Origin of the sequence: Agrococcus baldri (assembly GCA_900114805.1) — a bacterium.
Taxonomy (GTDB): domain Bacteria; phylum Actinomycetota; class Actinomycetes; order Actinomycetales; family Microbacteriaceae; genus Agrococcus; species Agrococcus baldri.
In genome coordinates this window covers 310299-322887 of sequence record FOZN01000002.1, presented here as the reverse complement: position 1 = coordinate 322887, position 12589 = coordinate 310299, and the positions used below count along the sequence as shown (strand labels likewise).

The following is a 12589-nucleotide window of genomic DNA, read 5'->3' as shown; positions in this document are numbered from 1 at the left end:
TCAGCCGGCACCGACACGACCGAACACATCGCCGAAAGCTCTGCGATTCGCCAGAAATCGCCTCCAACAGCATGTGCGCATGAACACGGGCAGGGAATCGGGCGGCTGCCCACCCGATTGCTCCTGCCCGTTCTCGTCGCGGTAGCGCACGACCGGCAGGGGATACTCGTCAGGCTCGTCCTCGCCCACGTCGCGATCGAAGCCTATCCAGAGGTCGCGCTCGGCAGACGCTCAATCAGCTCGGCGAGCTGCGGGGCTCAGTTTGGTAAGAGCTTGTTCAGTAGCGAATCAGTCGTCGAGAATTCGCCGCGCTCAAGCTGCTCGCGCCGTCGCACGCGGGCTCGAAGCCACGCATCGAAGTCCAAAGGGCTCCCGGACCATTGGCCTCGACGATCGCAAGCATCCAGCCAGCTGATGACGTGGCTGACATAGTCGCGCGCGTTCTCGCGCCACTCAGAATCAAACCTGCGATCCAGTGCGGCGTCGGACCACTCCGTGATCCGATGCGCACGGCCAATCGCCCCGAAGTGTTCACCGGTTGCTGCGCTGACGCTTCGATCCAAGTGAGTTGCCGTAGCAGGGAACCAGTCTCTCCAACGGTCGTGAGCGACGCCCCAGCGCCGCATTGCGTCGAGCACCATGCGTGACGTGACGCCGCGGGGTCCAGGTGAATTGTCGATGAGCTGACGGAGCGCAACAAGCGCTTCGCGCAATTCAGACGCCGCCTCGCGAACGTGTATGCGACTCTCATGAGAGATGTCTCTGCGGCGGCTAAGCCAATAGGTGAAACCGGAGCCTACGATAGCGCCAGCGACTGCAATGCCGACTTCCGGCATCAGTCCTGCAAGTTCGTCGATGATGGCCTCCCGGTACGTGCCTTGGTCGGACTGTACCGACTGCCGCTGACGAGACTCCCCTGCGCGCTGCCCGTCTCAGTCGCGCAGCGTCTGCGTCGCCCACCTTCGCATCACGCCGTAGGCGTGCGCGCGCGGCGCGGCCCGCGACAGGAAGACGTCGTGGATCGCGCCCTCGATGCGCGCGAGCGTGACCATCGAGCCGATCCTCACGGCCGCACGCGCGACGTCGTCGACGGTCAACACCGAGTCCGTGCTCGTCAGCGCATCAACCCACTTGAACGGTGGCGTCGACCGTGCGGACAGCAGCACCAGTGCGGGGCAGCCGACGTCGACGCCGGCGGCGACCCGCTGGTGGCCGGCCAGGATCGCATTCAGCCATCCCGGGTGGATCGGGAACGCCGCCGCCGGCCGCCAGTGCTCGACCCCCTCGAGGTTCGGCAGCGAGCCGATCTCGCCCTGCGCCCGGGCATAGAAGCCCATGTCGATGGCCGGCGTGGCGGCAAGCGGCGCCACCCGCGCGTGCGCGCGCAGCACGGGCGAGAGCGCCTGCCGTGCGAGCGCCCCGGTCTGCAGTTCGAGCCACGGGCTGTTCAGGATGAGGGCGGATGCGCGACCCGGGTTGCGCGCGGACCAGAGGGTGAGCACGAGGCCGCCCGTCGAGTGCCCCAGCAGCACCAGCCGACGGGAGGGCTGATCACCCAGGCCCATGGCTGCGAGCGCGGCCGCGATGTCGGCGTCGTAGGTGTCGAGGGAGTCGACGTAGCCTGGCGCCTGCCCGTCGCGCAGCGAACGGCCGTACTTGCGTAGGTCGAGCGCATAGAAGCGGGCGCCGAGATCGTTCCAGGCGCGCGCCAGCTCGGTCTGGAAGAAGAAGTCGGACCAGCCGTGCACATACAGCACGTCGACGTCGTTGAGCGGTGCGAGCATCCGCTGCCTCCACCCCGGCAGGCTGCGCACCAGGGTCGCGACGAGTTCGCCTTCGGCATCTTCGCCGAGCGGCAGCGTGCGCTGCTCGAAGGGAGCGCCGAGCAGGTCGGGGGTCCACGCCTCTGCAGCCATTGCTCAAGCCTAGGAGCGCCGCCATGGATTCGGCGCCGCGGTCCAGCGCGACATGAGGGCGCTCGCGAGCTGTCGCTGCTGCTCGGCCTCGTCGCGTACTGGCAGGGCCTCCCTGACTGGCGCGCGTGGTCGTAGCGTGGGGCGCATGGAAACCTTCACACTTCGCGACGGCGTCGAGATCCCTGCACTGGGGCTCGGAGTCTTCCAGACCCCGCCGGAGGAGACGACTGCCGCGGTGACCGCGGCGCTCGAGACCGGCTACCGCCACATCGACACCGCCGCCGCGTACGGCAACGAGCGCGAGGTGGGCGACGCCATCCGCGAGTCCGGCGTCCCCCGAGACGAGGTCTTCATCGAGACGAAGATCTGGATCAGCGACTACGGCTACGACGAGACGCTGCACGGCTTCGAGAAGTCGGCCGCCAAGCTCGGCGTCGACACGATCGACCTGCTCATCCTGCACCAGGCGCTCCCGGGTGAGTTCGAGCGCACGCTCGAGGCCCACCGGGCGCTCGAGCAGCTGCTGGCCGACGGCCGGGTGCACGCGATCGGCGTCTCCAACTTCATGGTCGAGCACCTCACCACGCTGCTCGACAGGGCCGATCGCCTGCCGTCGGTCAACCAGATCGAGGTGCACCCCTACTTCCAGCAGCGCGAGGTGCAGAAGCTCGGCGCGCAGCACGGCATCCTGACGCAGGCCTGGTCGCCGATCGGCGGCATCACTTCCTACCGCGACTCTGAGAGGCGCAGCTTCGACGAGCCCGTCATCCTCGACATCGCCGCCGGCTACGGCAAGAGCGCGGCGCAGGTCATGCTGCGCTGGCACATCCAGCAGGACCGCCAGGTGATCCCCAAGTCGGTGCACGCCGAGCGCATCGCCGAGAACTTCGACGTGTTCGACTTCGGGCTGACCGGTGACGAGCTGTCGGCCATCGACGCGCTCGAGACCGGCGTCCGCGGCGGGCCCGAGCCGGAGGACATCACGATGGATGCGTTCGGGCGCCCGATCCCGGAGGCATGATGCTGCGGGCCGGCCACGCGCCCGGGTGACGCTGTGGGCGTGCGACAGCAACGCATCCGTTGTCGTCGTGGTCAGGTCTGCTGGGCGGTGACCGCGCTGATGCGGCAGTCGCGGCACCAGAAGGCGTAGATGATGCCCTCGGTCCAGCGCTCCCAGCCGTAGGAGCCCTCGAAGGGGGTGAACGCACCGAACTGGGCGACGATCGGTATCGTCTGCGCGCAGGTGGGGCAGGTCGGATAGATCATGTCCTGCACCCAGCTGCCGACGCCACCGACGCGGTTGAGGTTGCCGCCCAGACCCCAATCCTGCACGTGCCAGCGTGGCGGGGTGGGGTGGAACGTCGCTGGCAGATCGGGCACCGGATCGGGGACCGGCATGCCGGCGTCGGGGAACTCGTTCACGCGCGGCACCGAGACGGGTGTGCCGTCGGCGTGCGAGAAGAACTGGCCGGTCCACATGCACGGCATGTTGGGGCAGACGACGATCTGGGCGGGCACCGTGCCGTCGTCGACCCCGGGGAAGGTGCCGAGCTCGAGCACGCGGTGCAGCTGCCAGCCGCAAGCCGAGCAGAGGCCATCGGCGAGCCCGCCTACCCTGCCCTCGCCGATCGACGGCGCGGACGGCTGGTCGGTGGGGTCGGGCGAGGCCAGCGCCTGCCACTGCGCGGAGTGACCGATGCGCACGCTGTGCTCGATACTCGAATCGTCGACCAGGCCCTCGCGGATGACGATGTGGTGCGGAGGCAGGCCGACGAGCGAGCGGTCGCCATCCCGTGGGTCGACCGGCCAGATGTAGGGGACGTCGTCGAGCTCGTCGGCGTGCTGCTCGATCAGGTGCGGGGCCTGCAGCATGAGCAGCTGCCCGAGCTCATCGGCCCCCTCGTCGGGCAGGTGGCGGACGACCGCTTCGGCCAGCTGCGGCAGGTCGCCGTCGGGAACCCGGTCGAGGAGCCCCCTCAGCAGCGCCTGCGTCAGCGGCTCCCGATGCTCGAGCGCTGCGAGCAGCACCTGCGTCGGCGACGGCATGGCGGCGAGGCGGTCGAGCAGCTCGAGGCGCTCGGGGGTGAGGTCGTGGGGCATCGGCTCCTCCTGCATCGGTGCACTGCTCGGAGGGTAACCCGCCACCCGGCCGAAGGCGAGCAGTTCTCGGAAATGTCATGCAGCCGCGGGGCGGGCGGGTCCAGGCGTGGAGAACGCGTCATCAGGCATGTGGGCGCCCGGGGCCATGATCGCGGCATGGATGCAGAGTGGCGCAAGGCCGGCGGGATTCTCATGACGGACGCTCCGATTCGCGCGTACGGCGGTCTCAGGATCCCGCGGGAAGCCCTGGAGGACTTCGCCCGCCGGGTGACCGCGGGCGAGGTCTCGCTGCATGCGCACCACGACAACCGGGTGCGCATGCGCAATCTCCAGGTCGACGTCGTCGACCGTGAAGACGGTGTCAGCATGCTGCGATTCGTCACCGACCGGCACAAGGGTGACGACCAGTGGCTGTGGGCGATCCATCCGCTGTCGGCGAGCCTGACAATACCGATCGCTCGCGACGCGGAGCGTGCGCGGCGCGACGACGCGGCCTTGTCGCTGCGTGCGGATCACGCGTGGTTCGCGGATGCGGTGCTCATCGAGGCAGAGCAGCGCCTGCTCGCGAACGGGGTCGAGTGCGACGGGCTGCGGGTGCAGCGTGCGCTGCAGTTCGCGTCCGAACCCGAGCCTTGGATCTTGGTCGACATCGCTCGTCCACTGCTCACGTCTCTTGGAGCGGGTGCGCTGTGGGATGCCATCGAGGTGCTCTTCGCGGGGCGGACCACGCCTGCACACGGCGACGCGGGCGCGGCGACCGTCGTCAACGTCAGGGTGACGGACGGCGACGGGGCGGTGACAGCTGTCGTGGTCGCGGCGGATGAGGCTGTGGCGCAGCGTGCCCTCGGCTCGCTCGAGGAAGCGGTGGGGTCGTTCTTCGGCCGGCCTCCCGCTTCGAGCGCACCTGAGCCGGTGATGCTGTGGCACGAAGACAGCAGCGCTTGGATGCGTGCCTGAGGCGCTTTGGGCATAGGGCCGATGCGCTCCCACGGCGGTACGGTCGAGGCATGGATGAGTCGACGATCACACCGGTGGAGCTCTCGCGCGAGCTGGGGATGGATCGCAAGGGTCGGCAGATCCGCGGCTTCCTGCGCAACCCCGCCGATGGCGGCGGGCCATTCGAGGGGCACGAGATCGGCACCGAGTGGCACCTGACGCAGGAGCAGGCGGAGCGGATCCGGAGGCACTTCCGGCGCGACTGACCTGGCGGCCGCGGATGTCCGTGGATCTGCTCGCGCGAGGTGGCGCGCGCGTTCTGAGCGAGGGTCGTCGCGGGAACAAGGAAATGAGGCCGCAGGCGGCCGTGCATGATGGTGCGATGACGAAGCCAGCACCGGACCTGCTCGACACACTGCGGAGCCTGCGCCAGTCGCGCCGATTCCTGCCGACGCCGATCGCGCACGAGGACCTCGAGCAGTTGCTCGAGGTAGCCCGCTGGACCGGCAGCGCGAAGAACACCCAGCCGTGGCACCTGATTGTCGTGACGGAACCCGAGGCCAACACGGCACTCGCCGGCTACGGAGACTTCACCGACTTCCTCGCAGGCGTGGCCGCCTCGATCGTCGTGGCCGTCGAGGGCGAGGGCCGTTCGGTCGCGTTCGACGACGGCCGACTGCAAGAGCGGGTCATGCTCGCCGCCGCCGCGCGCGGCATCGGCAGCGGCACCGCCTGGTTCAGCAGCGGCACGGCCCGTCGGAAGGTGCGTGATCTCCTCGGGTTTCCATCGCACATGGAGCCCTGGTCGGCGATCGGCCTCGGCCACACCGACACCTCGCAGGCTCAGGCATCGCCGCAGCTGTCGGGGCGCAAGGCGGTCGAGGAGATCGTCAGCTGGGGTCGCTACGGCGTCGTCTCGCCCAGCGGCGAGTAGACCGGGCTGCTGCCATCTCGGGATGGCGGGCAACGGGAACCGCCGAGTCGTGATGGACAGTTGCGATAGGCGATAGATATCATAACTAATATGAAACCGTCGGTCCCCGTGCTTGCACCGCTCCTGCGATCCGACGTGCAGGGCCGGCTCCTGGCCGAGCTGTATCTGCATCCGGCACGCGAGCGCACAACGACCGAGCTCGCGCGACAGGCGGAGACCACGATGCCGAACGCCTCGAGAGAACTCCGGCGCTTGGTGGACTCCGGCTTCCTGCTCGCACGCACCTCAGGTCGGAATCGCTACTTGCGTGCGAACACCGAGCATCCGCTCTTCGAGCCCGTGGCCGAGATCGTGAGCTACGCATATGGGCCGGTCGCCGTGCTGGGCCCTTTGTTGAGCGACATCTCCGGCCTCACGCATGCGTTCATCTACGGCTCGTGGGCCGCGCGGCTCATGGGCGAAGTCGGAGCCGATCCTCAAGACATCGATCTGCTCGTCGTCGGCGACGGCATCGAGCACGCAGCCGTCGATGCTGCGGCCGAGTCCGCTCGTCGTCGACTCGGACGCGAGGTGAACCCGCGGCTCGTTTCCACGCGAGCCTGGGGACAGAAATCCGACCTCTTCCTGCGTCATCTGTACGATCGCCCGCTTGTGAGCATCCCCCTAGAGACCTCAAGCGAATGACGCCCGGCTGGCAGCAGGGCCGGGCGGAACTGGACGCCATGCTGCAACGCGGACAACTGCAGCGCGCCCCAGCGAGCGCAGAGCTGGTGTTCGAGTATCTCCACCAAGCACAGGCGCACCTGGGCACAGCGAGCCGCAACGTCGAAGAAGACCCGGTCGGCGCATTCCAGCTCGCCTACGACGCGGCGCGAAAGGCGCTCGCATCGCTGCTGCTCATGCAGGGCCTTCGACCCACGGCCAGCGGCGGACACATCGTCGTCTACGACGCCGTGTTCGCTCAGTTCGGCTCTGTCCTCGGGGACGTGATCCGACCGTTCGGCGGCATGCGCCGACTGCGCAACTCAAGTGAGTACCCCTCCGTTGAGAGGCCGATCGCGTCGGAGGACGATGCCTGGGATGCGATCGAGCACGCGCGTGCCATGGTTGAGGCCGCGTGGCGCCTCCGCAAAGAGCTGCCGATCTACTGACCGAGTTCGAGCTTCACGCAGAGGCCGCACTGGAGGCGATGTCGCACAGGGGCGGGAACAGGTCGGCGCTCACGCCCCGACGAGATCGACCAGTGCGTCGGCCTCGATCAGCTGGTGGGCGAGCTTGTCGCGGCGAGCGCGCATCTCCGTGCGGAAGTACGCGGCGCGGTCGGCGGGCATCGCCGTGAACGGCTCGGCGGGCGAGTCCTCGATCGCGTCGACGAGCTCGGCAATCTCGTCGAGCGAGAAGCCGAACGGCTTCATGCTCATGATCAGGCGCACGCGCCGCTCGTCAGCCTCGGTGTAGAGGCGAAACCCACCCTCGCTGCGGCCCGACGCCTGCATGAGGCCCAGCTCATCCCAGTGGCGCAGCGAGCGCAGCGACAGGCCGGTGCGCTCAGCGAGCTCGCCGATGTGCATGGTGCGGCCAGCAAGCTCGGCGGGTGCGGTCTCGTCGGTCATCGGCTTTCCTCTTCAACTCTACCGTCACGTTAGGGTAGAGTTCTTGCTGGTCGCTACGGCGACCCCGCTGTCCATTCTGGCCCGTTCGGCTGGGCAGCCCGCGCGATGACGCGCACCACACCGACTGACCTTCGCTGCGGCACGCCTGCGCGAGCACTCACCCGAGGAGCCCAATGGCAACCACCGTCCCCGCGCTCGATCGCGCGCGGTACCGAGACGACCCATCCGCCATCACCGTGCTGCGCAATCCGCGCCTGCTCACGCGCGAGGCGCTCGCGGGGCTCGTGGTGGCGCTCGCGCTCATCCCCGAGGCGATCTCGTTCTCGATCATCGCCGGCGTCGACCCGGCCGTCGGGCTCTTCTCGTCGTTCATCATGGCCGTGACGATCGCGTTCGTCGGCGGCCGGCCCGCGATGATCTCCGCCGCCACCGGCGCCGTCGCGCTCGTCATCGCGCCGATCATGCGCGAGCACGGCTTCGACTACTTCATTGCCACCGTGCTGCTGGCGGGCGTGCTGCAGATCGTGCTCGCGGTGCTGGGGGTGGCGAAGCTCATGCGCTTCATCCCGCGCAGCGTCATGGTCGGGTTCGTCAACGCGCTCGCGATCCTCATCTTCCTCGCGCAGATCCCGCACCTCGTGGGCGTGCCGTGGCTCGTCTACCCGCTGACGGCGGTGGCGCTCGCGATCCTGGTGCTGCTGCCGCGCGTGCAGAAGGTGGTGCCGGCGCCGCTGATCGCGATCGTGGTGCTCACCGCCGCGGTGCTGCTGTTCGGCTGGTCGGTGCCGAACGTCGCCGACCAGGGCGAGCTGCCCTCGTCGCTGCCGGCGCTGTTCGTGCCCGACGTGCCGCTGACGCTCGAGACGCTCGGCATCATCGGGCCGACCGCGCTCGCGATGGCGCTCGTGGGGCTGATGGAGTCGCTCATGACCGCCAAGCTCGTCGACGACATCACCGACACCCGCTCGAACAAGACGCGCGAGTCGTGGGGCCAGGGCGTCGCTAACCTCGCCTCGGGCATCTTCGGCGGCATGGGCGGCTGCGCCATGATCGGCCAGACGATGATCAACGTGAAGGTCTCGGGCGCCCGCTCGCGCATCTCGACGTTCCTTGCAGGCCTCTTCCTGCTCATCCTCGTGGTGGTGCTGGGCGACATCGTCGGCCTCATCCCGATGGCGGCGCTGGTGGCCGTGATGGTGATGGTCTCGGTCGGCACCTTCGACTGGCACTCCATCTCGCCGTCGACCCTGAAGCGGATGCCCGTGTCAGAGACGCTCGTCATGGTCGTCACGGTCGTGGTCGTCGTGGCCACCTCCAACCTGGCCATCGGCGTCGTCGTGGGCGTCGTCGTGGCGATGGTGCTGTTCGCGCGGCGGGTGGCGCACTTCGCCTCGGTGACGCGCGAGGTGCGCACCTCGGACGGCGGCACTGCTGTGCACTACACGGTCGAGGGGGAGCTCTTCTTCGCCTCGTCGAACGACCTGACGACGCAGTTCTCGTACACCGACGACCCCGACCACGTCGTCATCGACCTGTCGCGCTCGCACATCTGGGACGCATCCACCGTGGCCTCGTTGGATGCGATCGAGACGAAGTACGGCCGGCTCGGGAAGCGGGTCGAGCTGCACGGGCTCAACGCCGCATCGGTGTCGATGCGCGAGCGGATGTCGGGGCAGTTGGGCGGCGAGGGCTGACGCTTCCGGACGAAGCTGGGCATTGATCGGCGAGTCCTGAGGCGATCGGAAGTCCAACCGCTGGTTCGCGGGCGATGATTGCGGCATGGAGATCTTCGGGCCGCTGCTGGCGGGCTTCGCCCCTGTGGTCGGGCCGCAGCTGTGGTGGCTGATCCCGGTCGTCGTCGCGGCGCTCGTGCTGCGGTTCCCGATGCTCGGGCGCGGGCCGAACTCCTCGCGCCGCGACCCGTGGCGCGGCTTCAAGTTCGGAGCACGCGCCGCCGTGCTGGAGCGCGCCGGCGGCCGCTGCGAGGGCAGCGCTTTCCTCTTCTGGGGACGCTGCGATGATCCGGCGGTGGAGGTCGACCACGTGATGCCGTGGTCGCGCGGCGGGCCGACCGTCGTGGGCAACGGGCAAGCGCTGTGCAGGGCGCACAACCGCTTGAAGGGCGCGTGGACGCCGGCCTGGTGGTACGTGCTCGGGCTCGAGCGCCGCCGCCGCAGCTACTTCCCGGTGGGGGCGGATGTGCGGGTGCTCGCCGTCATGAGCGGTGCCGACCGGATGCTGCGCGAGCGCTCGGCGGCCAAGCGCGTCTGACCGCTGGCCGAGGGCGCTACATCGCCCAGACGAGCGACTCCGGCACCGCGAGCACGAAGTAGCGCCACCGCTCTGCGTCGGAAGCGGCTCGGTGCTGTCTGCGGAAACGCTTCGCCGCGTTGTGGAGCGGCACGATCGCGGCGCCGAAGTCGGCGAACGGGCCGTCGAGCAGCACCCAGCGCTCGGCACCCTGGTCGACGATGACGAAGTGCGCCCGTGCGGCATCCGCGTCGAGCGGCAGCACGTCGAACGGTGACTCGTCGTGGATGCCGGGGGAGAGGTCGGGTCGGTGCACCGCGCGCTCGCGGGCGTCGAACAGCGCTGCGGCGCCGAGCCAATCGAGGGGCGCGACGGCGGCCCAGGCGGCATCCGCCGCGACCATGTCGCCCTCAACGCCGCCCTCGGGGATCGGCGGCTGCTCGGCGTCGAGGTGGCCGAAGCGGTCGTCGTCGCTCGGGGGATCCGTCGACTCGTCGGCCCACTGCTCCTCCGCCGGTGTGAACGGGTCGGGGTGCTCCTCGAGCCCGTCGAGCGGCACCGCGCCCAGGTCGATCGGTTCCCGCTGCTGCACCTGCTCGAGCATGCTCACCTCATCTCGTCGTGCACGCAACCTACGCGAGCGCGGTGGCGACACGCATCCGCGAGCATCTCGCACTAGTTGACGTGCCTGACTAGTCAGAGCTACTGTCTAGTCATGACCGAAGAGCAGTGGCCGAGCGAGTGGCTTCGCGGCGTGCTGGGCGTGTGCGTGCTGCGCATCCTGCTCGACGGGCCGAGCTACGGCTACGCGATCTCGCAGCGGCTCGTCGAGGCTGGCCTCGGCGAGGTGAAGGGCGGCACGCTCTACCCGCTGCTCGGCAGGCTCGAGCAGGCGGGCCACGTCGAGGTCGAGTGGCGACCCGGCGACGGCGGCCCCGGCCGCAAGTTCTTCGCGCTCACCCCCGCCGGTGAGCAGCACGCGCGCGAGCAGGCGCGCCGCTGGGCGGCATTCACGAGCACCACCCGCGCGCTCGCCGACGGCGCGCTCACCGACCAGGAGGCATCCCGATGAGCACCGACAAGCAGCCGTCCGTCGCCCGCCGCGATCCGGCCGACCTCGCACCCAGCGTCGACCGCGACTGGGCGAACGAGTTCATCCTCGAGCTGCGGATGCTCGACGTGCCCGGGCACCGCATCGGCGACGCGCTCGTCACGGTCGAGGCGCACGTGCGCGACTCCGGCGAAGCGGTGGGGGAGGCCTTCGGCGACGCGATCGCCTACGCGCGGCAGCTGGCGCGCGACGAACCCGGCCGCGCAGTCCCGGTCACGGCGCGCTCGATCATCGCGGCCGTGGTCGGCCTGCTGGGCATGTTCACGCTGCCAGCCGCACTCACCGCTTGGCTCGAGGACACCACCGCCTCCATCACCGCAGGCCAGTTGGCCGTCGCGGCGCTCGCCCTGGCGCTGCTGCTCGGGTTCGCGCTGGCTGCCGACCGCGCGCTGCGCGTCCTGGTGCGTCGCGCCTGGGTCGGGGCCGTCGGCACCGTGCTCTTCCTCGCCGCCGCGATCGCGATCATCCTCGCCCTGCCGACGGTGGTGGTCGAGCTGCCGCCGCTGCTGCTCGGCGGCGCGGGTCTGCTGCTGCTCGCCGTCTCGACCGCCCTCTCGTGGAGCGAGTTCACCGCGGATGACAGCGTGCTCGCACCGGGTGAGCAGCCGCCGTCCCGCGGTCCCGGTCGCCGCGTCGCCGCGCTCATCATGCCCGCCTTCGCGCTCGTGATCCTCCTCTTCACGTGGGTGATGCACCTGCTGGCATGACCCCCGCTCGCCGCCTGCGAGGCGTGCTGTGGAGAACCCGACGCCGATGTCGGCTGTGCGACCTACCTTCGCCGGCATGAGCGAGATCGAGCTTCCCGAGCACTACGACGAGATCTGGCGACGCTGAAGCAACAGGTGCGCGGTGCGCACCTGAGAGCGCAGCGAACCGTGAACACCGAGCTGATCGCGCTGTACTGGCGCATCGGCAAGACGATCCTCGAACAGCAGCGGCAGGCGGGCTGGGCAGCAAAGTCGTGGAGCGCCTGGCACGCGATCTTCGGCGGGAGTTTCCGGAGATGACGGGGCTGTCGCGACGCAATCTCATGTACATGCGCAGCTTTGCCGAGGCATGGAGTGAGGATTCTACAATTGTGCACCAGCCCGTTGCACAATTGCCGTCGCGCCATGTCACGGTGCTTCTGGACAAGCTGGAGTCTCGGAAGGACCGAGATTGGTACGCAACCCGAGCAGCGCAAGAAGGATGGTCGCGCGCGCTCCTCGAGCACAACATCATGGGGCAGCTTCGGGAGCGCGAGGGCGCGGCACCGAGCAGCTTCGACGGGAAGCTCGAAGAGCGCGATGCCCGGCTGGCTCAGGCGATCGCGAAGGACCCGTATGTCTTCGACTTCCTCGGGCTCGGCAAGGAGGCGGCCGAGCGCGATCTCGAGCAGGCCACACCGAGCAGCTGCGCTACGTCGTCTTCGAGCTGAAGGCCGGCAAGTTCAAGCCCGAGTACACCGGGCAGCTCGGCTTCTACGTCGCCGTTGTCGACGACCTCATCAAGCGGTCACAGCACGCGCCGACCGTGGGCATCCTGCTGTGCTCCGACAAGAACGAGTCGTCGTGCGCTACTCACTGAGCGCCACCAACGGCGCGCTCGCGGTGTCGTCGTACACCTATGAGGCGCTCCCCGCTGAGGAGCGGGCGGCGCTGCCCGACGCCGATCGCATCGCGCACGCGCTCGATGGGCTGGAGCAGGCAGGCGAGCAGGACGGCTCGTGACGGCCCGCGTAGGCTTCGGC

General features: G+C 69.1%; 17 protein-coding genes and 1 pseudogene. 13 read left to right on the top strand and 5 right to left on the bottom strand.

What is annotated here, in order from left to right; translation table 11 throughout:
* Positions 1-189, bottom strand: a complete 189-nt coding sequence (locus tag BM288_RS14280; RefSeq protein ID WP_143103038.1) for a hypothetical protein — start codon at positions 187-189, stop codon at positions 1-3.
* A gap of 743 nt (positions 190-932) precedes the next feature.
* Positions 933-1916, bottom strand: a complete 984-nt coding sequence (locus BM288_RS05685) for an alpha/beta hydrolase (RefSeq protein WP_092916801.1) — start codon at positions 1914-1916, stop codon at positions 933-935.
* A 145-nt stretch (positions 1917-2061) separates the two neighbouring features.
* Between BM288_RS05685 and BM288_RS05680 the strand changes: the two genes are divergently transcribed.
* Positions 2062-2937, top strand: coding sequence for an aldo/keto reductase (locus BM288_RS05680; protein ID WP_092916799.1), 876 nt, complete (start codon positions 2062-2064; stop codon positions 2935-2937).
* 71 nt (positions 2938-3008) lie between these two features.
* Here the strand turns inward: BM288_RS05680 and BM288_RS05675 are convergent, their stop codons facing one another.
* Positions 3009-4016: a hypothetical protein gene (locus tag BM288_RS05675; RefSeq protein WP_143103037.1), complete on the bottom strand. Its 1008-nt coding sequence runs from the start codon at positions 4014-4016 to the stop codon at positions 3009-3011.
* Between BM288_RS05675 and BM288_RS05670 the strand changes: the two genes are divergently transcribed.
* The 5 genes from BM288_RS05670 (at position 4008) to BM288_RS05650 (ending at position 7037) form a co-directional block, all read left to right on the top strand.
* Entirely contained in the window at positions 4008-4973 is a 966-nt protein-coding gene (locus tag BM288_RS05670) for a hypothetical protein (RefSeq protein WP_143103036.1), read from the top strand. The two genes, BM288_RS05675 and BM288_RS05670, sit on opposite strands and share 9 nt — an antisense overlap.
* Before the next feature lie 50 nt (positions 4974-5023).
* Entirely contained in the window at positions 5024-5218 is a 195-nt protein-coding gene (locus BM288_RS05665; RefSeq protein WP_092916793.1) for a hypothetical protein, read from the top strand.
* Between the two features lie 116 nt (positions 5219-5334).
* Entirely contained in the window at positions 5335-5886 is a 552-nt protein-coding gene (locus BM288_RS05660) for a nitroreductase family protein (protein WP_177220268.1), read from the top strand.
* 90 nt (positions 5887-5976) lie between these two features.
* Positions 5977-6570 carry an ArsR/SmtB family transcription factor gene (locus tag BM288_RS05655; protein ID WP_092916789.1) on the top strand — a complete coding sequence of 198 codons (594 nt, stop codon included), beginning with the start codon at positions 5977-5979 and terminating at the stop codon, positions 6568-6570.
* Positions 6567-7037: a HEPN domain-containing protein gene (locus BM288_RS05650; protein ID WP_092916787.1), complete on the top strand. Its 471-nt coding sequence runs from the start codon at positions 6567-6569 to the stop codon at positions 7035-7037. The genes BM288_RS05655 and BM288_RS05650 overlap by 4 nt, the downstream gene beginning before the upstream one ends.
* A 69-nt stretch (positions 7038-7106) precedes the next feature.
* Here the strand turns inward: BM288_RS05650 and BM288_RS05645 are convergent, their stop codons facing one another.
* Positions 7107-7499, bottom strand: coding sequence for a MerR family transcriptional regulator (locus BM288_RS05645; protein WP_177220267.1), 393 nt, complete (start codon positions 7497-7499; stop codon positions 7107-7109).
* 173 nt (positions 7500-7672) lie between these two features.
* On the opposite strand from BM288_RS05645, the gene BM288_RS05640 reads away from it, so the two are divergent.
* Both BM288_RS05640 and BM288_RS05635 read left to right on the top strand, forming a co-directional pair.
* Positions 7673-9193 (top strand): SulP family inorganic anion transporter, encoded by a 1521-nt coding sequence (locus BM288_RS05640; RefSeq protein ID WP_092916785.1) that lies wholly within the window; start codon positions 7673-7675, stop codon positions 9191-9193.
* 85 nt (positions 9194-9278) lie between these two features.
* The gene (locus BM288_RS05635) at positions 9279-9770 is read left to right on the top strand and encodes an HNH endonuclease (RefSeq protein ID WP_092916783.1); all 492 of its coding nucleotides are present in this window, start codon (positions 9279-9281) and stop codon (positions 9768-9770) included.
* Between the two features lie 16 nt (positions 9771-9786).
* Here BM288_RS05635 and BM288_RS05630 read toward each other — a convergent pair whose 3' ends face one another.
* Entirely contained in the window at positions 9787-10353 is a 567-nt protein-coding gene (locus tag BM288_RS05630; RefSeq protein WP_143103035.1) for a hypothetical protein, read from the bottom strand.
* Between the two features lie 111 nt (positions 10354-10464).
* Here BM288_RS05630 and BM288_RS05625 point away from each other — a divergent pair, with 111 nt between their 5' ends.
* The 5 genes and pseudogenes from BM288_RS05625 to BM288_RS14580 all read left to right on the top strand — a co-directional run bounded on the left by BM288_RS05625 (position 10465) and on the right by BM288_RS14580 (position 12569).
* Positions 10465-10821 carry a PadR family transcriptional regulator gene (locus tag BM288_RS05625; RefSeq protein WP_092916779.1) on the top strand — a complete coding sequence of 119 codons (357 nt, stop codon included), beginning with the start codon at positions 10465-10467 and terminating at the stop codon, positions 10819-10821.
* Positions 10818-11567, top strand: a complete 750-nt coding sequence (locus tag BM288_RS05620; RefSeq protein ID WP_092916777.1) for a hypothetical protein — start codon at positions 10818-10820, stop codon at positions 11565-11567. The genes BM288_RS05625 and BM288_RS05620 overlap by 4 nt, the downstream gene beginning before the upstream one ends.
* 135 nt (positions 11568-11702) lie before the next feature.
* Positions 11703-12277: pseudogene (locus tag BM288_RS14590) on the top strand (DUF1016 N-terminal domain-containing protein).
* On the top strand, positions 12253-12426 hold the full coding sequence (locus BM288_RS14585; protein ID WP_318255423.1) for a PDDEXK nuclease domain-containing protein: 174 nt from the start codon (positions 12253-12255) through the stop codon (positions 12424-12426). The pseudogene BM288_RS14590 and the gene BM288_RS14585 overlap by 25 nt, the downstream one beginning before the upstream one ends.
* Positions 12411-12569 carry a hypothetical protein gene (locus BM288_RS14580; RefSeq protein WP_318255356.1) on the top strand — a complete coding sequence of 53 codons (159 nt, stop codon included), beginning with the start codon at positions 12411-12413 and terminating at the stop codon, positions 12567-12569. The genes BM288_RS14585 and BM288_RS14580 overlap by 16 nt, the downstream gene beginning before the upstream one ends.
* The last annotated feature ends 20 nt before the right edge of the window (positions 12570-12589 follow it).